The sequence below is a fragment of the Sphingomonas spermidinifaciens genome (genome assembly GCF_002351485.1).
GTDB classification, from domain to species: Bacteria; Pseudomonadota; Alphaproteobacteria; order Sphingomonadales; family Sphingomonadaceae; genus Sphingomonas; species Sphingomonas spermidinifaciens.
In genome coordinates, this window is the sequence record NZ_NWMW01000001.1 from 2,078,411 (window position 1) to 2,101,540 (window position 23,130).

Consider the following 23,130-nt stretch of genomic DNA (forward strand, 5'->3'; position numbering starts at 1 on the left):
GTCAGATAGGGGGCGGCGAGCGGCGCTCAACCACCCCGCGTCGCGAACAGCCAAACGCGGATCGCGCTCGCGAGGTTGGGCGGGTCGGCGGCGGCGATCCGCTGTGCGTCGATCGCGGCGACGAGGGCGGAGAGCGGCAGGCTGCGCGCCGATGCTTCGGCTTCAAGCGCCGACCAGAAGACGGGTTCGAGGCTGATCGAGGTGGCGTGGCCGGCGATGGTGATCGAGCGCTTGACCGGGCCGACGAAGCCGCCCGCCGGCGGCTCGACCGCGATCATGGCTGGTCGAACAGCCCGGCGAGCTGCTCGATCATCGTCCCCGCGAGCTGGTCGACGTCCATGATCGTTACCGCGCGCTGGTAGTAGCGCGTCACGTCATGGCCGATGCCGATCGCGACGAGCTCGACGGGGCTGCGCCCTTCGATCCAGCCGATCACCTGGCGGAGGTGGCGTTCGAGATAGCTGCCGCTGTTCACGCTGAGCGTCGAATCGTCGACGGGCGCGCCGTCGGAGATGACCATCAGGATCTTGCGCTCCTCCGGCCGGGCGATCAGGCGGGAGTGGGCCCAGAGGAGCGCTTCGCCGTCGATATTCTCCTTGAGCAGACCTTCGCGCATCATCAGGCCCAATGACTTGCGTGCACGGCGCCAGGGTTCGTCGGCTTCCTTGTAGACGATATGACGCAGGTCGTTGAGGCGGCCGGGGGCGGGCGGGCGGCCCTGTGCCAGCCAGGCGTCGCGGGCCTGCCCGCCCTTCCACGCGCGGGTGGTGAAGCCCAGGATCTCGGCCTTCACCCCGCATCGTTCGAGCGTGCGGGCGAGGATGTCGGCGCTGATCGCGGCGATGCCGATCGGCCGCCCCCGCATCGACCCCGAATTGTCGATCAGCAGCGTGACGACGGTATCGCGGAAATCGGTGTCGCGCTCGACCTTGTAGGAGAGCGACTGCATCGGATTGACGACGACGCGGGCGAGGCGCGCGGCGTCGAGCAGCCCCTCGTCCTGGTCGAAGTCCCACGACCGCGACTGTTGCGCCATCAATCGCCGCTGCAGCCGGTTGGCGAGCTTGGTGACGATGCCCTGCAGGTGGACGAGCTGCTGGTCGAGATAGGCGCGCAGCCGCCCCAGCTCCTCGTCGTCGCACAGGTCGGTTGCGGCCACCACTTCGTCGAACTGCGTCGTGAAGGGCTTGTATTCGAATTGCGGGGCGAAGTCGGAGAAGGGCTTGTTGGGGCGCGTCGGCAGCATTCCGTCGCGACCCTCGTCGCCGTCCTGCCCGTCCATGTCGTCGAGGGGCTCCCCCTCCTGATCCTGCTCCTCGCCGTCGCCCTCGGCGTCATCGCTCTCGCGCTGTTCGCCGCGCGCCTCGACCTCGGCGTCGCCTTGACCTGACTGGTCGTCGTCGCCCTGTTCGTCCTGATCGTCCTTGCCTTCGCTCTCGCCCTCGTCGTCCTCGCCACCGTCATCGGCGTCGTCGGGCTCCATCCGACCTTCGGTGAGTTCGAGGTCGGCGAGGAGGTCGGCGATTAGCCGCGCGAACTGCGCCTGATCGTCGATCGCGAGCGCCAGCGCGTCGAGCTCCGAGCCCGCCTTCTCCTCGATCCAGTCGGAGACGAGCGCGAGGCCGCCCGCCGCGGCATGGGGCGCGGGCTTGCCGGTCAGCCGCTCGCGCACCATCAGCTGGATCGCGGTCGACAGCGGCACCTCGTCGCGGGTGCGGGCGCGGGAGATCGGGTCGGAGCGCATCCGCATCTGAAGACTGGCGTCGAGATTGTCGGCGATGCCGGCAAAGCCGCGCGCGCCCAGCGCCTCGATCCGCGCGGTCTCGACCGCGTCATGGACGGCGCGCGCGACCGGCTCCACCGGCGCGCCGCGCGCGTGAAGGCCGGCGTCGTGGAGGCGGAGGCGCAGCGCAAAGCCGTCGGCAAATCCGCGCGCCTCCGCCACCTGGTCGGCGGGCAGCGCGCGGCCGGGCATCGGCACCTTGAGATTGCGGCCCGATTGCGCCGGCGCCTCCGCACTGAACGCCAGCTCGACCTCGCCATCGTTCGCGATCGCGCGCGCGGTGCCGGCGAGCACGTCGCGAAAGCGGTCGATCGGGGTCGCTTGAGCCATAAGGTCGGGAAAGCCTCTGTCGGAACGCCGGCTTCAGATAGGGCGGTCGGCCGGGGAAATCACCCCGGCTTTCGGCCGGCGATCAGAGCTCGCCCCACATGTCCTGCGCAATCTCGACGATCATCTCGAGCTTGGCGCGCTGCTGGTCGGGGGTGACGTCGTTGCCCTCCTTGGTCGAGGAGAAGCCGCACTGGGCGCTGAGGCAGAGCTGCTCCATCGGCGCGAACTTGGCCGCGGCGTCGATCCGGCGCTTGATCGTGTCGGGATCCTCCAGCTCGCCGTGCTTGGTGGTGACGAGGCCGAGGACGACGCGCTTGTGCCCTTTGGGCAGCAGGCGCAGCGGCTCGAACCCGCCCGAGCGCTCGTCGTCGAACTCGAGGAAATAGCCGTCTACGTCGAGCGTGTTGAACAGCGCGTCGGCGACGTGATCGTAGCTGCCCGAGGCGACCCAGCTCGAGCGGAAATTACCGCGGCAGAGGTGCGTGGTGATCGTCATCCCCGCGGGACGATCCTTTACCGCGTCGTTGATGATGCGGATGTACGTCTCGTGCTGGGTATCGGCATCCTCGCCCTGCGCGGCGATCATCGCGCGCTGGGCAGGGTCGTTGAGATAGGCCAGGCTGGTGTCGTCGAGCTGGAGATATGTGCAGCCGAGCGCGCCGAGCCCGGCGATCTCGCGCGCATAGACCGAAGACAGGTCGGCGTAGAAGGCGGAGAGGTCGGGATAGACCTCCGCGCTCACCGCCTCCCGCCCGCCGCGGTAATGGACCATCGACGGGCTGGGGATGGTGAGCTTGGGCACGCCGCGGCGGACATTGTCCTTCAGGAAGGTGAAGGCATCGGCGAAGATGGTCGAGGGCAGGTTCAGCTTGTCGACCACCGCCAGCTTGGCCGGCGTCCACTCGATGTCGCCACCCTCGTTATGGAAGCGGACCTTCATGTCGCTGTCGCGCTTGGTGATGCCGCCGATCTGGTAGATGTAGTCCATGTGCCAGGTGTCGCGGCGCGCCTCGCCGTCGGTGATGCCGATCAGGCCGACATCCTCCTGAAGCCGGATGATCTCGAGCACCGCACGATCGGCGACCTCGTCGAAGTCGGCGGCGTCGATCGTACCCGCAGCCAGTTGCTCGCGCGCCTCGCTCAGATAGGCGGGGCGCAGCAGGCTGCCAACGTGATCGGCGCGGAAGGGCGGGCGCGGGGTGGTCATCGGCGATGCTCCTGAAGGACAGGCGCACCGCTTAGCCGGGCGCGCGCCCAACTAAAAGGCGCGTTCGGATCAGCCCTTCCTGGCGATGCTCTCGGGCAGGTCCTTGCCGAAGACGCGCTGATAATATTCGGCGACCAGCGCCCGCTCTGCCTCGTCGCATTTGTTGAGGAAGGAGAGGCGAAAGGCGAATCCAACGTCGCCGAAGATCAGCGCATTCTGCGCCCAGGTGATGACCGTGCGCGGGCTCATCACGGTCGAGATGTCGCCGTTGATGAAGCCGCGGCGGGTCAGTTCCGCCACGCGGACCATGTTGTCGACCGCTTCCTTGCCGCCGGGCTTGTCATATTCGCCCGACTTGGCGAGCACGATCTGCGCCTCGGTCGCGGCGGGAAGGTAGTTCAAGGTGACGACCACGTTCCAGCGGTCCATCTGGCCCTGATTGATCTGCTGTGTGCCGTGATAGAGGCCCGACGTATCGCCGAGGCCCACGGTATTGGCGGTCGCGAACAGGCGGAACCACGGGTTCGGGCGGATGACGCGGTTCTGGTCGAGGAGCGTCAGCTTCCCCTCGGTCTCCAGCACGCGCTGGATCACGAACATCACGTCGGGCCGGCCTGCGTCATATTCGTCGAAGACGAGCGCGGTCGGCGTCTGGAGCGCCCAGGGGAGCAGGCCCTCGCGGAACTCGGTCACCTGCTGGCCGTCCTTCAGGACGATCGCGTCGCGGCCGATCAGGTCGATGCGGCTGATATGCGCGTCGAGATTGATGCGGATGCACGGCCAGTTGAGGCGGGCGGCGACCTGTTCGATGTGGCTCGACTTGCCGGTGCCGTGATAGCCCTGGATCATCACCCGGCGGTTGTGCGCGAATCCCGCCAGCACCGCGAGCGTCGTGTCGCCGTCGAAGACGTAAGCCGGGTCGAGATCGGGCACGCGCTCGTCCGCCTCGCTGAAGGCGGGCACTTCCATGTCGACGTCGATGCCGAACAGTTCGCGCACGCTCACCGTCTTGTCGGGGGCGGCGAGCAGCGTCGTCTCGCGGCTGTCGGGCTGGGTGTTGGCGAGGTCGGTCATGGAGGGAAAGCCTGTCAGAGCGGAAGTCCGGGGTTCACATAAGCCCTGATCGCGGTGACGCAAACGGGACTTTGGGGGCGTTCACGCCACCTTTTCGGGCAAGCGGAACAGCCCGGTAAACGCGCGGGCGGCGTCGAGGTCCCCCGTCACCGTCATCCCCTCGGCCGCGCCGAAGGGCGCCTTGCCGTAGAAGGTGACACGCATCTGCATCGTATCGCCCTCGAACAGGGCGGCGGCGTCGCCGGACTCGCCGCGCGTCACCTCGATCGCGCCGTTTCGTGCGCGCGCGACGAAGGCGTCGGCGGGGAAGCGGAAGGCCATCGTCAGGTCGATGTCGCGTGCCCGGTCGGGATCGACGAGCGCCTGGAGCGACATCATCGCCGAGGCGGCGGACATGAAGGCATAGGGATCGTGGCGCGGCGAGCGCGCCGCCCAGCGGCCGAGGTCGCGCATCATCGCCTGCGATTCGAGGCCCCATTCGGTCAGGCCATAGACCTGCACATTGGCGGGCGAGGGCAACGTCCGGCGCGTCAGCACGCCGCTCGCCTCAAGCCCCTGAAGGCGCTGGGTCAGGACGTTGGCGCTGATGCCGGGCAGGTTGGCCTTCAATTCGGAAAAGCGGCGCGGTCCGAAGACGAGCTCGCGCATGATGAGCAGCGCCCAGCGCTCACCGACGATCTCGAGCGCGAGCGCGGTGCCGCAGGCGTCGTCGTACCAGCGCTTCGTGACCGGTTGATCGTTTTCGGTTATCTTTTCTAACTTCATGGTTGCTTTTAATAACCTGCAGGCGCACAGATTGCAACGACGATGCGAATCGGGACGAGGGAGCGGGCGAGATGGCGAGGATGATCTTCGTGAATTTGCCGGTCGAGGACGTGGCTCGGGCCACCGCCTTCTACCAGGCGGTGGGCTTCGCCCGGAACGAGCAGTTCTCGAATGCGCAGGGGTCGGCGATGCAATGGTCGGACACGATCCACGTCATGCTGCTGGCGCGCGACCTCTATGCCACGTTCACGACCAAGAAGATCATCGACCCGCGCACTGAAAGCGGCGCGCTGCTGGCGCTGTCGTTCGACGATCGCGCGGCGGTAGATGCGATCACCGAGGCGGCGTTGGCCGCGGGCGGGCGCGAGCTGCACGAGCCCGAGGATCACGGCTTCATGTATTCGCGCGCGTTCGAGGACCCCGACGGCAATGGCTGGGGACCGTTCACGATGGACGTGGCGGCGCATGCCGCGGCGATGGCCGCGCAGCCGGCCTGATCGGGAGAAAATCGATGTCCTTCCAGAGCTATCTGACGAGTATCGAGGCCAAGACGGGCCGCCGCCCCGACGACTTCCGGCGCGAGGCGGCGGCGCGGGGACTGGTCGCGGACGGGGTGCTCGCCCCCGGCGTGACGGCGAAGCGCGTGACGGAGTGGCTGAAGGCCGATCACGGGCTCGGCCACGGTCACGCCATGGCGATCTATGCCCTGCTGACGGGCCGAAAGAAGGAGGGGGACGAATGAGCCTGTGCGCCACGCTGGCGATCGGCGTCGCCAGCTTTGCCCTCACCGTCCTTGCCCTGCTGGCGCCCGCGGCGATCGCCGGTGCCTGTCCCTTCGCCTGAACCGGGAGCTTCACGCATGTCCAAGATCATTCCCTGCATCTGGTACGACGGCGGTGCCGAGGAAGCGGCGACCTTCTACGTCACGCTGCTGCCGGGCAGCCGCATTGTCCGCGTCGCGCGGACGCCGGTGGACACGCCGGGCAACAAGGCGGGCGACGTCATCACCGTCGAGTGGGAGCTCGCCGGCCAGCGCTTCCTCGGCCTCAATGGCGGGCCGGTCTTTCCGCAGACCGAAGCGGTGAGCTTTCAGATCGCGACCGACGACCAGGCCGAGACCGACCGTCTGTGGAACTCGATCGTCGGCCATGGCGGGCAGGAGAGCATGTGCGGCTGGTGCAAGGATCGCTGGGGCGTCAGCTGGCAGATCACGCCGCGCCGCCTGACCGAACTCGTCGCGCATCCCGACGCGGCCGTCGCCGGCAGGGCGATGGAAGCGATGATGACGATGCGAAAGATTGACATCGCCGCGCTCGACCGCGCGGTAGGGGAGGCTTGAGCGATGCCGAAGGTTGCAAGTGCGCCGTTGACGATCACGGCGTTCGACTGGGTGCCCGATTTTGCGCGCGGGTTCGTTCGCGATCTTCGCCCGCGCTGGGCATGCGAGGAGATCGGCATGAACTATGCCGTCCGGCTGGTGAGCGCCGTGGCCAAGCCCGACTGGTATTTCCTGGAACAGCCCTGGGGTCAGGTGCCCGTCATCGAGGAGGATGGCCGGACGCTGTTCGAAAGCGGCGCGATCCTGCTCCATCTCGGCGAGAAGGATGAGCGGTTGCTGCCGCGCGATCCGGCGGGACGCGACCGGGCGCTGGCGTGGCTGTTCGCGGCCTATAACTCGATCGAGCCGTGGCGTTTCGAGCATGCGCGCGTGACAATCTTCGCCGCGCAGGAGGAATGGGCGAAGCTGCGCCGTCCGTCGCTCGAGCGCGAGATCGGCCAGCGGCTCGATCGGCTGGCGGCGGCGCTCGGCGAGCGCGAATGGCTGGCGGGGCGGTTCGGCATTGCCGACATCGCGATGGTGACGGTGCTGCGCGAGATGCAGGGGACCGCCTTGCTCGCCGACCGACCGGTGCTCGCCGGCTATGTCGCGCGCGGGATGGCGCGGCCGGCGTTCCAGGCGGCGCTTGCAGCGCAGCTGGCCGATTTCAACGATGAGAGAGCGCCCAAGGCGGCGTGAGGGAGAGCGAGAATGTCCGAACATGATCTGGTGATCGAGCGGCGCATGGCGGTGCCGCGCGCGGCGGTTTGGCGCGCCTGGCGCGACCATGCGACCGAGTGGTTCTGTCCCCTTCCGTGGAAGGCGCCCGAGGTCGAGTACGACCTTCGCCCCGGCGGCCGCAGCCATGTGCGGATGGTGGGGCCCGAGGGCGAGGATATGGTGCTGACCGGCGTGGTGCTGGAGGCGGTGGAGGGCGAGCGCGTCGTCACCACCGACGCCTTTGCCCCCGGTTGGGTTCCGCAGACGCCCTTCATGATCGCGATCACCGAGTTCCTCGTGGACGGCGACGGCACGCTCTATCGCGCGACCGCGCGCCACTGGACCGAGGAAGCGAAGGCGCAGCACGAGGCGATGGGCTTCCACGAGGGCTGGGGCACGGTCGCCGGTCAGCTGGAAGCGGTGGCGAAACGCCTGCACGAGGGAGGGGGCGCATGACCTATGTCGAGGGATTTCTGGTCGCGGTGCCGACCGCCAACAAGGATGCGTATCGTGACCATGCCGCCAGCGCGCTGCCGCTGTTCAAGGAGTTCGGCACGGTGCGGATGGTCGAGGCCTGGGGCGACGACGTGCCGCGGGGCAAGCTCAACGACTTCTACGGCGCGGTGCAAGCGCGCGAGGACGAGACGATCGTCTTCAGCTGGTTCGAATATCCCGACCGGGCGACGCGCGACGCGGCCAATGCGCGGATGATGGAGGATCCCCGGATGCAGCCGATGATGGCCGAGCCGCCCTTTGACGGAAAGCGCATGGTCTGGGGCGGGTTCGAGAGCGTCAGCGATGTCGGCCGGCCGGGCGGGGCGGGCTATATCGACGGCGTAGTGCTGCCGCTCGCCGCCGACGCGCGCGACGCGTATCGCAGCTTTTGCGAGAAGGTCGGGCCGGTGTTCCTCGAGTTCGGCGCGACGCGGGTGATGGATGCCGTCGCCGACGACGTACAGGACGGCAAGGTCACCGACTTCAACCGTGCGGTGCTGCGCAAGGACGGCGAGGTCGCCGCCTTCGGCTGGGTCGAGTGGCCCGACAAGGCGGGCCGCGACGCCGGCTGGGAAAAGGTGATGGCCGATCCCCGCATGTCGGGCGAGGACGCACCGTTCGACGGCAAGCGCATGATCTTCGGCGGTTTCGTGCCGCTGATCGACGCCTGAGGAGATTGGCGATGGCACGCAGTCCTCACGGCTTTCCGATCTGGTACGAGCTGATGGCCGCCGATCCCGACGCGGCCCAAGCCTTTTACGGCGAGGTGATCGGCTGGCATTCGGCCGATTCGGGGCAGGCGGGAATGGACTATCGCATCTTCACTCGCCCGCAGGGCGAGGCGATCGCCGGGCTGATCAAGCGACCCGATGGCGCGGCACCGGCACGCTGGTTCGTCTATTTCGGCGTCGACGACGTCGATGCCGCCGTTGCCGCGGCCGAGGCCGAAGGCGGCCAGGTCTGGATGCCGGCGATGACGGTGCCGGGTGTCGGGCGACTGGCGCTGATCGCCGATCCGGGAGGCAACCCCTTCTATGTGATGCGCGGCGAGCCGGACGAGAGCAGTACGGCGTTCGCCGACTCGTCGACGGGTCAGGTTCCGCCTGGCCACGCCGTCTGGAACGAGCTGACCGCCGACGATCAGGACGCGGCGCTCGCCTTCTACGGCAAGCTGCTGGGGCTGCGGCACGAGGGCGGGATGCCGATGGGCGAGCTGGGCGAGTACAAGTTCGTCCATGCCGGCGACACCTGTATCGGCGCGTCGATGAACGCGCAGCCCGACTGGCCGCGCGGCTGGCAGGTCTACTTCCTCGTCGACGAGATCGACGCCGCCGCACGCCGGCTGAAGGATGCCGGCGGCAGCGTGGTGCAGGGGCCGGACGCGATCCCCGGCGGCGGCTATGCGATCGTCGCGGCGGACGATGCCGGGGTGAGGTTCGGGATGGTGGGAGCGCGGCTGGGGTGATCGAGCCCTCTGCCCCGAAAGGGAGAGGAGGTGGTGATCACGCGAACGCCGGGGCGCTGCGGAGGTGCTGGTAGGCCTCGACCACCGCCTGCAGGCGCGTCTCGCTCGACCGGTCGCCGCCATTGTGGTCGGGATGCAGCTTGCGCACGAGCGCGGCGTAGCGTTGGCGGAGGGCGCGGCGATCGGCGTCGGTCTTGAGGCCGAGCGTGCGAAGCGCCTCGCGATCCTTGCCCGAGAGCGGCTTGCCGTCAGTGCGTGGTTGCTCGGCGGCCATCCGCTCGCGAAAGCGCGCGCCGATAGCGTCAAGCGGGTCGGCGAAGTCGCGCCACGGCGGCGGGCGGTCGGCGCCGTTGGCGGCAAAGGCGCGCGTCTCGCGCTCCCACCCGGCATAGGGGCGCTGGGCATCGTTGATCTCGTCGGGGGTCATGCCGGCAAAGAAATTATAGCCCGCGTTGAACGCTCGCACATGATCTAGGCACATGAAGCGATAGCCCGCCGGCCCGTCGAAGCCGTGGCGCGCGCCGGGGCTCGCGGGCGCGCGGAACTCACCCGGTTCGTCGCAACCCGACACCGCGCAGACGCGTCCCTCGGCCTCGACGCGACCATGGAAGCGAGTATTGGGGCGATCCTTGCGTTCGGGCCGGGGCACACGGGGGTTCCTGTTCGGGGGCAAAGTCTCCAGATATAGGCACCATGACCGAGCCTTCCACCACGCTTCGCCCCGTCGCCGACCTCATCGCCGAGCGATTGACCGCCGCCCTTTCACCCACCCACCTCGAGGTGGTGAACGAGAGCCACCATCATGCCGGCCATATGGGCGACGACGGTACCGGGGAGACGCATTTCGCCGTAGATGTGGAGAGTGCGGCGTTCGCGGGCCTGCCCCGCGTCGCGCGGCAGCGGCTGGTCAACGCCGCGCTCGCCAAGTTGCTGGCGACGCGCATCCACGCGCTCACCATGCGCACCCGCGCGCCGGGTGAGGCATGACACCGTACAAGCTCTGGTACTGGTCCGGCATCCAGGGACGCGGCGAGTTCGTGCGGCTGGCGCTGGAGGCGGGCGGAATCGAGTATCGCGACATGGCGCGCGAGGAAGGCGACGAGGCACTGCTCGCCGACCTCAACGGCCGCGCCGGGCGCACGCCGTTCGCACCGCCCTATCTCGACACCGGCGATCAGGTGATCGCACAGGCCGCCAACATCCTCCTCTATCTCGGCGAGCGGCACCATCTCGCCCCCGCGGCGCTCGCCGACCGGCTGTGGCTCAATCAGCTCCAGCTGACGATCGCAGATCTGGTCGCGGAGGTGCACGACGTCCATCATCCGATCGCGACCGGCGCCTATTATCATGAGCAGGAGGCTGAGGCCGCACGCGCCGCCGCCGCCTTCCGGGCCGAGCGGATGCCGAAGTTCCTCGGCCATTTCGAGGATGCGGCGAACGCGAACGCCGGCGACTGGGTAATGGGCGCGCGCTGGACCTATGGCGACACCAGCCTGTTCCAGCTGGTCGAGGGGCTGCGCTATGCCTTTCCGCGCCGGATGGCCGCGATCGAGGGCGACTATCCCGCGCTGATCGCGCTCCACGACCGGGTCGCCAATCTGCACGGCGTCGCCGCCTATCTCTCCAGCGACCGGCGCATCCCCTTCAACGAGGACGGCATCTTCCGCCATTATCCTGAACTCGATGGCGACTAGCCGCATCGCCCGCCCTGCCGCGCGCATCCTCCTCGTTGATCGGGCGCGCCGCGTGCTGCTGTTCCGCTTTGTGACCGGCGACGAGCGGCCGCCCTTCTGGTGCACGCCGGGCGGGGCGCTCGATCCGGGGGAGGACTATCCGGCCGCGGCGCGGCGCGAGCTGTTCGAGGAAACCGGCCTCGATGCCGATCCGGGGCGGGAGGTCGCGCGGCGGCGGATCGAGTTCGAGACGATCGAGCGCGTTCCCGTCTTCGCCGACGAACGCTGGTTCCGGGTCGAATGCAAGGGGACAACGATCGACCGCAGCCATCACACCGAACTCGAGCGAAGGGTCATGATCGAGGAACGCTGGTTTTCGCGAGACGAGATCGCGGGCTGGCCCGAAACCATCTATCCTGCCGACCTTCTCGACCTGCTGGAGGCGACCGACCCATGACCCGAGACGACCTGATCCTGCAGGAAATCCTGCCGACGACTCACGACCTTGGCGGCTTCAAGGTCTATCGCACCCTGCCCTCGAGGCCGCGGACGATGGTGGGGCCCTTCCTGTTCTTCGACCAGATGGGGCCGGCGGACCTCGAGGTCGGGACGGGGATCGACGTGCGGCCGCATCCCCACATCAACCTTGCCACCGTCACTTACCTCTTCCGCGGCGCGATCGGGCATCGCGATTCGATCGGCAGCGACCTCGTCATCGAACCCGGTGCGGTCAACCTGATGACCGCAGGCCACGGCATCGTCCATTCGGAGCGCTCGCCCGGCGAGGAGCGGGCGAAAGGCCCGGCACTGTTCGGCATCCAGACCTGGCTCGCGCTGCCCGAGAAGGACGAGGAGATGGACCCCGCCTTTCAGCATGTCGCAAAGGCCGAGCTGCCGGTGATCGAGGATGGCGGCGTTCGCGCGCGCGTGATCATGGGTGAGCTGTGGGGATCGAAGGCGCCGACCACCACCTATGCGCAGACCATCTATGCCGACATCCAGCTCGACCCCGGCGGCAGCGTGCCGATCGAGGCGGCGGCGGAGGAGCGCGCGCTCTATGTCGCGAACGGCGATGCCAGCATCGACGGGATGCCCCTCGATCCGCTGACACTCTATGTCCTGCGTCCCGGCCTTCTCGCGACGCTCCGGTCTGAACGCGGCGCGCGGGTGATGCTGTGCGGGGGCGAGGCGTTCACCAGCCCGCGCCACGTCTGGTGGAACTTCGTCTCGTCGCGCCGTGAGCGGATCAACGAAGCCAAGGAAGCGTGGAAGGCGGGCCGCTTCCCCAGGGTGCCCGGCGACGACAAGGAGTGGATCCCGATCCCCGAAGTACCCAAAACGGTCAGCTATCCATGATCCGCGTGCCGCTCTCAACCGGCGTCGAGCTCGACGTGGCGGTGGCGGGGGAGCCGGGCTCGCCGACGATGATCTGCCTGCACGGCTTTCCCGAATCGCACCGGACATGGCGGCACCAGGCGGCCGCGTTTGCGCGCGACTTCCACGTCATCGCGCCCGACCAGCGCGGCTATGCCCGATCGGACAAGCCCCAGGAGGTGGAGGCCTATGCCGCCGACCGGATCGTCGCCGACCTGATTGCGCTTGCCGATCATTTCGACGCGGCGCGCTTCACGCTGGTCGCGCATGACTGGGGCGGGGCGGTGGCGTGGCTGGCGGCGCTGCGTCACCCCGATCGGATCGTTCGCCTTGTCATCCTGAACGCGCCGCACCCGCTCCTCTTCCAGCGCAGCCTGTTCGATGATCCCCAGCAGCGCGCAGGGAGCCAGTATATCCGCTCGTTCCGTGATCCCGCGCTGGAGACGCGGATCGACGCGATGGGGCTGGAGCGCTTCTTCGACGGCAGCTTCGCGCCGCATGTCGATGCCGCGGCGGTGGCGGGCGAGCGCGAACGCTATCTCGAGGAATGGCGCCAGCCCGGCGCGCTGACGGGCATGCTCAACTGGTACCGCGCGAGCGGGATCATCGTGCCGGCGATGGACGAGGCGCCCGACCGCCCGGCCTGGCTCGACGCACCCTTTCCGTCGATCAAGGTGCCGACGCTGGTCATCTGGGGCATGCGCGACAAGGCGCTCCAGCCGGTGCAGATAGAGGGGCTTGAGGAGCTCGTCGACGATCTCACGGTCGTACCGGTCGAGGATGCCGGGCATTTCGTACCATGGGAGCGGCCCGAGGCGGTCAACGCCGCGATGCGCGAATGGCTGGCTTCGCACGCCGCCTAACGCCCCGTCTGGCGCAGAACTCTTGCGTCCACTAGATACGCGCCCCCATGGCGAGGATCGAAACCCCCAAGCGCGTGCGCGGCACGCAGGACATCTTCGGCGACGAGCAGCGCCGCTTTGCGCGCGTGGTCGAGGCGTTCGAGCGGGTGCGGCGGCTTTATTGCTTCACGCGGGTCGAGCTGCCGGTGTTCGAATCGACCGCCGTCTTTGCGCGTTCACTCGGCGAGACGACCGATGTGGTGTCGAAGGAGATGTATACCTTCGATGACCGCGGCGGCGATTCGCTGACGCTCAGGCCCGAATTCACCGCAGGGATCGCGCGCGCCTATCTGACCGAGGGGTGGCAGCAATTCGTGCCGCTGAAGATCGCCGCGCACGGTCCGGTCTTCCGCTACGAGCGCCCGCAAAAGGGCCGCTATCGTCAGTTCCACCAGATCGACGCCGAAGTGCTGGGCGCGGCCGAGCCCGCCGCCGATGTCGAGCTGCTCGCCTTTGCCGACCAGCTGCTGCGCGAGCTGGGTATTTCGGAGGGCGTGACGCTGCAGCTCAACACGTTGGGCGATGCCGAGACGCGCGAGGCCTGGCGCGCGGCGCTGGTCGAGCATTTCGAAGGGCACCGCGGCGAGCTGTCGGAGGACAGCGTCGCCCGGCTCGACAAGAACCCGCTGCGCATCCTCGATTCAAAGGACCCGCGCGACCGGCCGATCGCCGATGCGGCGCCGGAGATCGACGCCTATCTGACGCCGGCCGCCAGCGACTTCTTTGCCAGCGTGACGGCGGGGCTCGATGCGGCGGGGGTCACCTGGACGCGCAACAGCCGGCTGGTGCGCGGGCTCGATTACTATCGCCACACCGCGTTCGAGTTCGTCACCGATCGCCTCGGTGCGCAGGGCACGGTGCTGGCGGGCGGCCGCTATGACGGGCTGGTCGAGGGGCTGGGCGGGCCGCCGACACCCGGCGTCGGCTGGGCCGCGGGGATCGAGCGGCTGGCGATGCTGACCGAGCTGCCACCGCGCGAGAAGCCGGTTGTCGCGATCGTTCCCGACAAGCCCAGCGAAGAGGCGCGCGCCGCCGATCTGTCGCGCAAGCTGCGTGGCCTGGGGATCGAGGTGTTCGCCGGCTACAAGGCGAACGCCAAGAAGCGGGCGGAGCAGGCGCGAAAGGCGGGCGTCGATGCCGTCATCTATCTGCGCGCGGCGAATGATGCGGCAGAGCGGATGAACGTCACCGTCTTCCCCGAATCGCCCGTTGACCGCAGCGAGATCGACCTGTTGGTGCTTCAGGTGCGCGGGCTGGCGGAGTTGCCGGGCGAATGACCCGCATCTCGGCCGACAGGATCGCCGCGATCGAGGCGCGGCGCGACGAGTTGCAGGCGATGATGGCGACGGGCGACCTGCCGTCCGATCGCTTCGTCGCCGTCTCCAAGGAATATGCCGAGCTCGAACCCGTCGCCGCGGCGGCGGGCGAGGTGCGGCGGCTGCGCGCCGAGGGCAAGTCGCTCGCTGCGATGACGCAAGATGGTGACGACGAACTCCGCCAGATGGCGGCGGAGGAGCTGCACGAGAACAGGGCGGCACTCGAGGCGGCGGAGCACGCGCTGGCGCTGTCGCTGCTGCCGCGCGACGCGGCCGATGCGCGGCCGGCGATGTTGGAGATCCGCGCTGGCACGGGCGGCGACGAGGCGGCGCTGTTCGCCGGCGATCTACTGCGCATGTACCAACGCTATGCCGACAAGCGCGGCTGGCGGGTCGAGCTCATGTCCGCAAGCGCGAGCGAAGCGGGCGGCTTCAAGGAAGTCATCGCCAGCGTCGAGGGGACGGGCGTGTTCGCGCGGCTCAAGTTCGAGAGCGGCGTTCACCGGGTGCAGCGCGTGCCCGTGACCGAAAGCGGCGGGCGCATCCACACCTCCGCTGCGACGGTGGCGGTGCTGCCCGAGGCCCAGGAGGTCGATATCGACATCGCCGAGAGCGACCTGCGCATCGACGTCTTCCGTTCCTCGGGCGCGGGCGGGCAGCACGTCAACACGACCGATTCGGCGGTGCGCATCACCCACCTGCCGAGCGGCATCGTCGTCAGCCAGCAGGACGAGAAGTCGCAGCACAAGAACAAGGCCAAGGCAATGAAGGTGCTGCGCGCCCGCCTGTTCGAGGCCGAGCGCGAGCGCGCGGCGAGCGAGCGGGCCGGCGCGCGCAAGTCGATGGTGGGCTCGGGCGACCGGTCGGAGCGCATCCGCACCTACAACTTCCCGCAGGGGCGCGTCACCGACCATCGCATCAACCTGACGCTCCATCGCCTGCCGGAAATCCTGGAGGGCGAGCTCGACGAGCTGGTCGGCGCGCTGATCGCCGAGGACGAAGCGGCGCGGCTGGCGATGGTCGATGGGTGATGTGCGCACCGCGCTGGCCGAAGCCGCGCGGGCGTTGGGTGAGGTGTCGGACACCCCGCGGCTCGATGCCGAGTTGTTGATGGCGCAGGCGCTGGGGGCGACCCGCGATACGGTGCTGCTGCGGTATCTGGACGATGCGGAGCCGGCGGGGTTCGCCGCGCTGGTCGAGCGGCGACGGGGGGGCGAGCCGCTCGCCTATATCACGGGCACGCGCGATTTCTGGACGATCACGCTCCGCGTCGGGCCGGGCGTGCTGATCCCGCGCGCCGACAGCGAGACGCTGATCGAGGCGGCGGTCGCCCATTTCGCGGGGTCAGCGGGGCCGCGGCGTATCCTCGACCTCGGCACCGGGCCGGGGACGCTGCTGCTCGCGGCGCTGGCCGAGTGGCGCCAAGCGACCGGGCTGGGGATCGACGCATCGGCGGCGGCGCTCGCTTATGCGCGGGCCAATGCGGCGGCGCTGGTCCTGCCGGCCGAGTTCCGCCTTGGCGACTGGGCCGAGGGCGTGGACGAGCGGTTCGACCTGATCCTCGCCAACCCGCCCTATGTCGCCGAGGACGATCCCGATCTTGCCTCCGACGTGCGCGCATTCGAGCCGGCGGAGGCGCTGTTCGCGGCGGACGAGGGCCTCGAAGCCTATCGCGCGATCGTGCCCGAGCTGCCGCGGTTGCTGGCGCCCGGCGGGGTGGCGGCGCTGGAGATCGGCTGGCGGCAGGGGGAGGCGGTGGCGGCGCTCGTCGCTGCGACCGGGCGGTCGGCGCGGGTGGTGAACGACCTGGGCGGGCGTCCGCGCGCGGTCTTCGTGACTTGAACCGGGCAGTCCCGCACACAATATTCCGCTTGGAGATCGACCTGCCAGTCGCTATTGGTTCGAGGCAGGGGCAGGCATTTTCAACCAGGTTGTTGAAAACGGGGCATTGGCCCGATCCAGTCAGACGCGCCGTCGTTTCGGATGGCTCTTTGGCGAACACGTCAGGTCCGGCTCGTCCCCGGTCAGGCGCGCGGAGTAAACACGCATCCGGTGAGTACGCTGGCCGGAGAGGGTAAGGACAGGACACACATACCTTGATGAACAATCGTCAGGCCGGTCGCCGTCGCGGCCGTGGCGGGCAGCGCTCGCAGGGTGGCAACCCCAATCGCCCCGACAATGGCAACCGGATCGACAATCGTGCGCGCGGCAACGCGGCGCAGCTGCTCGAGAAGTACAAGAATCTCGCGCGCGACGCGCAGATGTCCGGCGACCGGGTCAACACCGAATATTATCTGCAGTTCGCCGATCATTATTTTCGCGTGCTGAGCGAGACCCGCTCGCGCTTCGAGGAGAATAATTCGCGTCGCCAGCAGGACGACGAGGACGAGGACGATTTCGAGATGGAGGGCGAGCCCGGCACGCCCGACCAGTTCGAGCGCGGCTTCGATCGTCAGGACCGTGGCGATCGGCAGGAGCGAGGCAACCGTCAGGACCGCGGTGATCGCGATCAGCAGCCGCGCGCCGATCGGCTCGAGCGTGAAGCGCGTGGCGACCGGCCCGAGCGCGAAGCGCGCGGCGACCGGAACGAGCGCCCCGACCGTGAGGCTCGTCGCGACCGCCCCGAGCGCGACGATCGTCGTCGCGAGCGCGCCAACGGACACGCCCCGCGCGAGGAAGCGGCCGAGGCGCAGCCCGCCGCACCCATCGAGGCGGCTGCCGAGGAAGCGCCCCGCCGCCGCGGCCGCCCGCGCCGCGAGCTTTCGCTCGATACCCCCGCCGCGGCGATCGAGGCCGACCGCCTGCCGCCGTCGCTTGGCCTGGTGAGCGAGCCCGAGAGCGATGGCGAAGAGGCGCCCAAGCCCCGCCGTCGTCGCAAGCGCGTCGAGGACGAGGAAGCGACGCCCTCGGCAGCTTGAGAGTATCTCCGATCTGATGAAGGGGCGGGCGAGCGATCGCCGGCCCTTTTTCCTTGTGTCGGGAGGGAAGAGGCGGGATCCCGCTTCTTTCTTCCTTTCCTCATTCAAACGCCTAAGCTCGCTCCGCAAAGTCGGGGAGAGGGCGTATGCGGATCGCGACGGGTTTGGCGCTGGTGCTGGCGAGCGGGAGTGCGGCAGCGCAGGAGTCGGCGCCGCCGCGAAGCGCCCAAGGCGATGTCGCGGTCACCATCTACAACGACGACACCGCGCTGGTGCAGGACGTGCGCCGGCTGACCCTGCCCGCGGGGGTGTCGCGGCAGGATTTTCCCGACGTCACGCAGCAGATCCGGCCCGAAACCGTCCGCCTGTCGGGCGATGGCATCGGCGTCGTCGAGCAGAATTTTGACTATGACCTGCTCTCCCCCGACGCGCTGATCGAGAAGGCGGTAGGGCAGACGATCACCCTCGTGCGCACCAATCCGGCAACGGGGGCGGAGACGCGCGAGCAGGCGCGGGTGCTCGCGGCGAATGATGGCGTCGTGCTCGACATCGGCGGGCGGATCGAGGTGCTGCGCGACGACGGCCTGCCCGTCCGCGTCATCTTCCCCGGCCTGCCGCCCAACCTGCGCGCGCGGCCCACTTTGTCGGTGACGATCGAAAGCGCCAGCGCCGGCACGCGGCCGGTGACGCTCGCCTATTTGACGCGCGGCCTGTCGTGGCGCGCCGATTATGTCGCGCTGTTCGACGAGGGGGCGGGGAAGCTCGACCTGCAGGGCTGGATTACGCTCAACAATCGCAATGCCGCCGCGCTGGTGAATGCCGATACGGTGCTGGTGGCGGGCGCGGTCGGCGGCGGGCGCGGCAGCGCGCCCCCGCCGCCGCGCTTCGCGCCGGGCACGCGGCCCGGTACCGAAACCGCGGACCGCGCCCGGATCGGCGACTATTATCTCTACCCGTTGCCGCGGCGCACGACGATCGCCGCCAACCAGCAGAAGCAGGTGAGCTTCCTCTCGTCGGCAGGCGTGCCCGCGGCGCGCACCTACCGCTTCGTCAATGGCTGGCTCGGCGAGACCGAGGAGCCGCAGGGGGTCGAGACCGCGCTCGCCTTCTCCTCGAGCCGCGATGGCGGTTTGGGCGACGCGCTGCCCGCAGGGACCGTCCGCGTCTATGTCCGCGATGCCAAGGGCCAGCCGCAGTTCGTCGGTGAGAACCGGATCGACCACACACCGATGGGCAGCCAACTGTCGATCCGCACCGGCGAGGCGTTCGACCTCAAGGTCCGGCCGGTGGTCGAGGGGCGCGAGCGGATCGACAGCGACGAGTTCCGCCGCTCGGAGCGCTATCGCGTCAAGGTGGACGGCGAGCCCGTTCGCACCGTGACGGTCGAGAATGCCGTCACCTACTGGCGGACGCGGATGCGCTACGACCTCACCAATGCCGGCCCCGCGCCGGCCGTGGTCGAGGTGGTGCAGGCGGGGCTCGACCCCGGCTATGGCGACACTCGCGTGCCGGTCGAGAGCCAGCCGGGCGAGCAGCGCAGCCGCGACCAGCGCGTGTGGCGGGTGACGGTGCCGGCCAACGGCTCGGCGAGCCTGACCGCGACCTTCGACACGCGCTATTGAGCCCGGCGGCGATGCGCCGGCTTCTCCTCATGCTCGCGCTCTTGCTGTCCGCGCCCGCTGCGGCGCAGGAGGTGGTAACGTCAACGGCCCCCGATGCGGTGTCGGTGACGCTCTACCGCGATCCGAATCGCGGCACCGAGCCGATTGACCGAGACGACCCGAGCGGCTTCGCCTTGGTCAGCGAGACGCGGCGCGTGAAGCTGCCCGCCGGCCCCGCCGTGCTGCGGTTCGAGGGGGTGGCGGGCGGCATCGTGTCCGAAAGCGCGGTCGTCACGGGCCTGCTGGCGGGGGTGCGCGAGAAGAATCTCGATGCCGACCTCCTCTCGCCTCGCGTGCTTTATGACCGATCGACAGGGCGGCAGGTGCTGATCCGCCGCACCGACCGCGCCACGGGCCGTGTCGTGAGCGAGCCCGCGGTCATCCGATCGGGCGGGGAAGGCGCCGCGGTGCTGGAGACACGCGCGGGGATCGAGACGCTGCGCTGTACCGGCCTTGCCGAGACGATCGTCTATCCCGGCGTTCCCGCCGGCCTGCCCGCGCGCCCGACGCTGTCGATCGCCACCGAGGCGGCGACGCCGGTTGAGGCGGAAGTGACGCTCACCTATCTTGCCATCGGCTTCGACTGGCAGGCGAACCATGTGCTGACCCTGCGCGAGGACGGGCGGGTCGATTGGTCGGCGCGCGTCACGCTGGCGAGCGGCGATCCGACCAGCTTTGCCGATGCCGGGCTGCAACTGATCGCGGGCAAGGTCGACCGCGAGGCCAGCGAGCCGCTTTACGTGCCCAACGGCGAACTCGAACTCGCCTGCTGGTCGGCCGAGCCGCCGCCGCCGCCACCCCCGCCGCCTCCCCCACCGCCGCTCATGATGGCCGCGCCACCGATGCCCGAGCGAACCATGTCGGACGACATCGTCGTCACCGGCATGAGGGTCGAGCTCGAGCGGCTGGGCGACCTCAAGCTCTATCGCGCGCCGCGGCCCGTCACCGTCGCTGCGCGCGGGCAGAAGCAGACCGGGCTGTTCGACCGCGCGGCGGTGCCCGTTCGCCGCTTCTATCGGACCGATGTTATCGGCCAGGGTTCGGACGATCCCCGACTCATGCTGGCAATGCGCAACCGGCGCGAGGCGGGGCTCGGCCTGCCAATCCCCTCGGGCGAGGTGACTGTCTTCGAGGCGGGGGCGGCGCGGCCGCTGCTGATCGGCGAGGCCCGGCTGGCCGACAAGGCCGAGGGGGAGACGGTCGAGATCGCGCTCGAGGCGTCGCCCGACATCACGGCTGAAATGAGCTCGGACGAGGTCCGGCCGGACACGTACCGCGTCACGCTGACGCTCACCAACGCCACCCCGCGGGCCATAGATCACGAGGCGCGGATCCGTCCGCGCGACGGCGAGATGCTGCGCGGGCGGGGTTTGAAGCGGGAGGACGGCCGCTGGGTCTGGCGGACGCGCGTACCGGCGAACGGCACCGCGAAGATCAGCTGGACGCTTCGTCCTCTCGCCCCGGATCATAGGCCTGATTGATCCCGTCGACATGCTCGTCATGTCCGGTGCCCGACGACAGGAAGACGAGCCCCATCAGCGCGCCGCCCAGCAGCACCGTCCCGAACATGCCGAGAAACGTCGCGATCGCCATGTGGAGGTACAGGGTGCCGAGCCACAAATAGAGGACGACGAGCGCTCCCACCGCACAGCCAAGTGCGAGCAGCGCCATCCAGCCGAGGATGCGGCGGAACCGGCCCCAGGCGAGGCGCGCGTAATCGGGATCGTCGAGGTCGGGCACGCCTTCCCACATGGGCGGTTTCGTGGGAAAGTCCATTGCCTCACGATAGGCGAGGAGAGGAATGCGATGACGATCGCGGCGATCCTGGGCAGCAAGGGCGGCGAGGTGGTGTCGGTGCCGGTCAGCGCGAGCGCGCAAGCGGCGATGGCAATGCTGGCCGAGCGGCGCATCGGCGCGCTGCCGGTGCTGGAAGGCGACGCGGTCGCCGGCATCTTCTCCGAGCGCGACGTCCTCTACGCGATCGCGCGCGACGGGGCGGCGGCACTCGACCGGCCCGTCGCCGAACTGATGACCGCGCCGCCGATCAGCGTCGGTCCGGCGGAAAGCGTGATCGGCGCGCTGGCGTTGATGACGCAGCGTCGCATCCGCCACCTGCCGGTGATCGAGGGCGGGCGGCTCATCGGCTTCGTGTCGATCGGCGACCTCGTCAAATATCGGATCGAGCGCATCGAGGCCGAGGCCGAGGCGATGCGCAGCTATATCCAGCAGGTCTAACCTCGCCGGCGGACGAACGCGACCAGCTCGGCCAGCGTCTCGCGCGCGAACAGTGCGAGCCATCCGCCATAGGTGAGCGCGCCGGCGGCGACGAGGATCGCGAGCCGCGACAGCGGCGACAGCGGCGGCAGCGCGGCGTCGATCAGCGCAACGACCACCGCCATGCCCAGGCCCGCGAGCACCGGCGGCGCGATCGCGGCGGCGAGCGCCCGCGCGCCCAGTCCGACCTCGCGCAGCGAGCGGGCGGCGGTGATCGCAAGGTAGAGCGGCCAGACCGCGACCCATGCGAGCGCGAGCCCGGTCACGCCGAACTGCACGCCGATGACGAACGCGATCGGCAGCAGCACGCCGCCCACCGCCCCCAACCGCGCGGCGATCGCGGGCAGTCCGCGCGCGTTGGTGGCGGGCGCGAACAGCGTCTGCAGCGTCATGAACGGCATCGCCACGGCCAGCACCGCGACCAGCGGTGCGGCCTCGAGCCACTTCTCGCCGAGCACCACCTGCACCAGCGGTCCGGCGGTTACGGCAAGGCCCGCATAGAAGGGCATCGCCGCGACCATGACGATCCGGCTCGACTTGGCGAAGGCGGCGCCCATCGCCGCGGCATCGTCCTGGATGCGCGCATAGGCGGAGAAGGCGACGTCGTTGAGCGTTGGCAGGAACTTGGCGACGAACACCTGGGTGAGGAACAGCGCGGTGGTATAGAGGCCGAGCGTATGCGGATCGAGGTGGCGGCCCGCGACGAACACGTCGGCCTGGCTCTGCAGGAACCAGAAGAGCTGGCTCGTCGCCATGAGGCCGCCGAAGCGCACGACGTCGCCGGCGCCGCGGAAATCAAAGCTCGGCCACATCAGCGACCGGGCGAGCCACGTCATGATGATCGCCCGGCTCCAGAACAGCGCCATCGGCGCGGCGATCAGCGTCCACACCCCCCAGCCCGCAAGTGCGCCGGCCAGGCTGACCAGCGCGCCGAGCGTCGCCGAGGCCAAATTGGCCTGAGCCTGTCCCTTGAAGTCCATGTCGCGGGCGAGCAGCGCATAGGGGAAGGCGATGAACGGGGTGGCGACGTACAGCAAAGCCTGGACGCGCAGCAGGTCGGCGACGATCGGCTGGCGGAAATAGGCGGCGGCAAGCGGCGCCATTGCCACCTGAAGCGCGCCGAGCCCCAGGTTGAGGATGAGGAGAAGGCCGAACAACTGTCGCTTGAGTCGCTCGTCGACGTGCGGGCGCTGGATGACGGCGCTGGCAAAGCCATAGCCGTTGAGCATGTTGAGCAGCGCCAGCACGACCTGCGTCATCGCGAACAGGCCGTAATCCTGCGGCGACAGGATGCGGATCACGAGGAAGGTCGCCGCCCAGGTGACGAGTTGCCCCGCAAACTGTGTGCCCGATCGCCAGATCACGGCACTGCGCACCTGGTCTCGCAGCGAGTCGAAGCGCTGAGCGGGCGCGTTGTCGGCTGATTCGGCCATCAGACTGCTATGTCAGGGCTGCGCTAACAGCAGGTAAAGCCGGGATTTCTGCGGATTTGACGCGCAACCGTCATTTTTCTGAAAAATCCGTTTGACCGATCCAACACCTGTCCGTAGAGAGCATTTCACCGGCGGGGACGACCTCTTGGTTGTTCGGCTGGCCAGCAAATCTCAGGCGCACGGGTCGCCCGGAAACGGGATTGACGGTGCGTCGGTTTTTGTCGCTCTTTGACATTGTGATTTAGATGAAGGGACATGTGGGCGGCGGCTCCGGGTTCTGGCGGATTTTAGGCGTCGGACACTCGGTTAAAGCTTAAGTCGTTCCACGGTTCACGGGTTCACGCCTGTGGCCATACATGTCCTTACACGTTTCCATACGTGAAATGATTTGTGCAGGAACGGCTCCTAGAAATGAGCGGTTT

At 68.8% G+C, this 23,130-nt stretch carries 27 protein-coding genes; 19 read left to right on the forward strand and 8 right to left on the reverse strand.

Features of this window, described 5'->3' with window-relative positions:
- Positions 1-26: 26 nt before the first annotated feature.
- The 5 genes from COC42_RS09935 to COC42_RS09955 form a co-directional block, all read right to left on the reverse strand.
- Positions 27-278: a ribbon-helix-helix domain-containing protein gene (locus COC42_RS09935; RefSeq protein WP_096342942.1), complete on the reverse strand. Its 252-nt coding sequence runs from the start codon at positions 276-278 to the stop codon at positions 27-29.
- Positions 275-2,113 carry a cobaltochelatase subunit CobT gene (cobT, locus tag COC42_RS09940; protein WP_096342943.1) on the reverse strand — a complete coding sequence of 613 codons (1,839 nt, stop codon included), beginning with the start codon at positions 2,111-2,113 and terminating at the stop codon, positions 275-277. Before cobT ends, COC42_RS09935 begins: the two co-directional genes overlap by 4 nt.
- 82 nt (positions 2,114-2,195) lie before the next feature.
- Positions 2,196-3,320, reverse strand: coding sequence for a 5-methyltetrahydropteroyltriglutamate--homocysteine S-methyltransferase (locus COC42_RS09945; RefSeq protein WP_096342944.1), 1,125 nt, complete (start codon positions 3,318-3,320; stop codon positions 2,196-2,198).
- Positions 3,321-3,389: 69 nt separating this feature from the next.
- Positions 3,390-4,394 (reverse strand): cobaltochelatase subunit CobS, encoded by a 1,005-nt coding sequence (cobS, locus tag COC42_RS09950; RefSeq protein WP_096342945.1) that lies wholly within the window; start codon positions 4,392-4,394, stop codon positions 3,390-3,392.
- Positions 4,395-4,475: 81 nt separating this feature from the next.
- Positions 4,476-5,159 (reverse strand): winged helix-turn-helix transcriptional regulator, encoded by a 684-nt coding sequence (locus tag COC42_RS09955; protein ID WP_096342946.1) that lies wholly within the window; start codon positions 5,157-5,159, stop codon positions 4,476-4,478.
- 71 nt (positions 5,160-5,230) lie between these two features.
- Between COC42_RS09955 and COC42_RS09960 the strand changes: the two genes are divergently transcribed.
- From COC42_RS09960 to COC42_RS09990, 7 genes are all read left to right on the forward strand, one after another.
- Positions 5,231-5,656, forward strand: coding sequence for a VOC family protein (locus COC42_RS09960; RefSeq protein ID WP_096342947.1), 426 nt, complete (start codon positions 5,231-5,233; stop codon positions 5,654-5,656).
- Positions 5,657-5,670: 14 nt separating this feature from the next.
- Positions 5,671-5,901, forward strand: a complete 231-nt coding sequence (locus tag COC42_RS09965) for a DUF4287 domain-containing protein (protein WP_096342948.1) — start codon at positions 5,671-5,673, stop codon at positions 5,899-5,901.
- A 117-nt stretch (positions 5,902-6,018) separates the two neighbouring features.
- Complete coding sequence (locus tag COC42_RS09970; RefSeq protein WP_096342949.1) at positions 6,019-6,498, forward strand: VOC family protein; 480 nt, start codon at positions 6,019-6,021, stop codon at positions 6,496-6,498.
- 3 nt (positions 6,499-6,501) lie between these two features.
- Positions 6,502-7,176, forward strand: a complete 675-nt coding sequence (locus COC42_RS09975) for a glutathione S-transferase family protein (RefSeq protein ID WP_096342950.1) — start codon at positions 6,502-6,504, stop codon at positions 7,174-7,176.
- A 12-nt stretch (positions 7,177-7,188) separates the two neighbouring features.
- Positions 7,189-7,653: an SRPBCC family protein gene (locus tag COC42_RS09980; protein ID WP_096342951.1), complete on the forward strand. Its 465-nt coding sequence runs from the start codon at positions 7,189-7,191 to the stop codon at positions 7,651-7,653.
- On the forward strand, positions 7,650-8,363 hold the full coding sequence (locus COC42_RS18210; RefSeq protein WP_096342952.1) for a DUF1428 domain-containing protein: 714 nt from the start codon (positions 7,650-7,652) through the stop codon (positions 8,361-8,363). Before COC42_RS09980 ends, COC42_RS18210 begins: the two co-directional genes overlap by 4 nt.
- A gap of 11 nt (positions 8,364-8,374) precedes the next feature.
- Positions 8,375-9,157, forward strand: a complete 783-nt coding sequence (locus COC42_RS09990) for a VOC family protein (protein WP_096342953.1) — start codon at positions 8,375-8,377, stop codon at positions 9,155-9,157.
- 37 nt (positions 9,158-9,194) lie between these two features.
- Here the strand turns inward: COC42_RS09990 and COC42_RS09995 are convergent, their stop codons facing one another.
- Positions 9,195-9,806 (reverse strand): J domain-containing protein, encoded by a 612-nt coding sequence (locus tag COC42_RS09995; RefSeq protein ID WP_096342954.1) that lies wholly within the window; start codon positions 9,804-9,806, stop codon positions 9,195-9,197.
- A gap of 44 nt (positions 9,807-9,850) precedes the next feature.
- On the opposite strand from COC42_RS09995, the gene COC42_RS10000 reads away from it, so the two are divergent.
- The 11 genes from COC42_RS10000 (at position 9,851) to COC42_RS17665 (ending at position 20,482) form a co-directional block, all read left to right on the forward strand.
- On the forward strand, positions 9,851-10,144 hold the full coding sequence (locus tag COC42_RS10000; RefSeq protein WP_096342955.1) for a BolA family protein: 294 nt from the start codon (positions 9,851-9,853) through the stop codon (positions 10,142-10,144).
- Complete coding sequence (locus COC42_RS10005; RefSeq protein ID WP_096342956.1) at positions 10,141-10,851, forward strand: glutathione S-transferase; 711 nt, start codon at positions 10,141-10,143, stop codon at positions 10,849-10,851. Before COC42_RS10000 ends, COC42_RS10005 begins: the two co-directional genes overlap by 4 nt.
- The gene (locus COC42_RS10010) at positions 10,841-11,287 is read left to right on the forward strand and encodes an NUDIX hydrolase (protein ID WP_096342957.1); all 447 of its coding nucleotides are present in this window, start codon (positions 10,841-10,843) and stop codon (positions 11,285-11,287) included. Before COC42_RS10005 ends, COC42_RS10010 begins: the two co-directional genes overlap by 11 nt.
- The gene (locus tag COC42_RS10015; RefSeq protein WP_096342958.1) at positions 11,284-12,186 is read left to right on the forward strand and encodes a pirin family protein; all 903 of its coding nucleotides are present in this window, start codon (positions 11,284-11,286) and stop codon (positions 12,184-12,186) included. The genes COC42_RS10010 and COC42_RS10015 overlap by 4 nt, the downstream gene beginning before the upstream one ends.
- On the forward strand, positions 12,183-13,067 hold the full coding sequence (locus tag COC42_RS10020) for an alpha/beta fold hydrolase (protein ID WP_096342959.1): 885 nt from the start codon (positions 12,183-12,185) through the stop codon (positions 13,065-13,067). The genes COC42_RS10015 and COC42_RS10020 overlap by 4 nt, the downstream gene beginning before the upstream one ends.
- A gap of 47 nt (positions 13,068-13,114) precedes the next feature.
- Positions 13,115-14,383 carry a histidine--tRNA ligase gene (gene hisS, locus COC42_RS10025; RefSeq protein ID WP_096342960.1) on the forward strand — a complete coding sequence of 423 codons (1,269 nt, stop codon included), beginning with the start codon at positions 13,115-13,117 and terminating at the stop codon, positions 14,381-14,383.
- On the forward strand, positions 14,380-15,453 hold the full coding sequence (gene prfA / locus COC42_RS10030) for a peptide chain release factor 1 (RefSeq protein WP_096342961.1): 1,074 nt from the start codon (positions 14,380-14,382) through the stop codon (positions 15,451-15,453). The genes hisS and prfA overlap by 4 nt, the downstream gene beginning before the upstream one ends.
- Positions 15,446-16,264: a peptide chain release factor N(5)-glutamine methyltransferase gene (prmC, locus tag COC42_RS10035; RefSeq protein WP_096342962.1), complete on the forward strand. Its 819-nt coding sequence runs from the start codon at positions 15,446-15,448 to the stop codon at positions 16,262-16,264. The genes prfA and prmC overlap by 8 nt, the downstream gene beginning before the upstream one ends.
- 257 nt (positions 16,265-16,521) lie before the next feature.
- Complete coding sequence (locus COC42_RS10040; protein WP_176484607.1) at positions 16,522-17,340, forward strand: DUF4167 domain-containing protein; 819 nt, start codon at positions 16,522-16,524, stop codon at positions 17,338-17,340.
- Positions 17,341-17,486: 146 nt separating this feature from the next.
- A complete protein-coding gene (locus COC42_RS10045; protein WP_096342964.1) occupies positions 17,487-18,962 on the forward strand; it encodes a DUF4139 domain-containing protein in 1,476 nt (491 codons plus the stop codon).
- A gap of 11 nt (positions 18,963-18,973) precedes the next feature.
- Complete coding sequence (locus COC42_RS17665) at positions 18,974-20,482, forward strand: DUF4139 domain-containing protein (RefSeq protein ID WP_245843969.1); 1,509 nt, start codon at positions 18,974-18,976, stop codon at positions 20,480-20,482.
- Here COC42_RS17665 and COC42_RS10055 read toward each other — a convergent pair.
- Positions 20,436-20,777: a hypothetical protein gene (locus COC42_RS10055; RefSeq protein ID WP_245843970.1), complete on the reverse strand. Its 342-nt coding sequence runs from the start codon at positions 20,775-20,777 to the stop codon at positions 20,436-20,438. The two genes, COC42_RS17665 and COC42_RS10055, sit on opposite strands and share 47 nt — an antisense overlap.
- 30 nt (positions 20,778-20,807) lie before the next feature.
- Here COC42_RS10055 and COC42_RS10060 point away from each other — a divergent pair, with 30 nt between their 5' ends.
- Complete coding sequence (locus COC42_RS10060; protein WP_096342965.1) at positions 20,808-21,236, forward strand: CBS domain-containing protein; 429 nt, start codon at positions 20,808-20,810, stop codon at positions 21,234-21,236.
- On the opposite strand, the gene COC42_RS10065 is transcribed toward COC42_RS10060, so the two are convergent.
- Complete coding sequence (locus COC42_RS10065; protein WP_096342966.1) at positions 21,233-22,708, reverse strand: lipopolysaccharide biosynthesis protein; 1,476 nt, start codon at positions 22,706-22,708, stop codon at positions 21,233-21,235. The two genes, COC42_RS10060 and COC42_RS10065, sit on opposite strands and share 4 nt — an antisense overlap.
- Between the last annotated feature and the right edge of the window lie 422 nt (positions 22,709-23,130).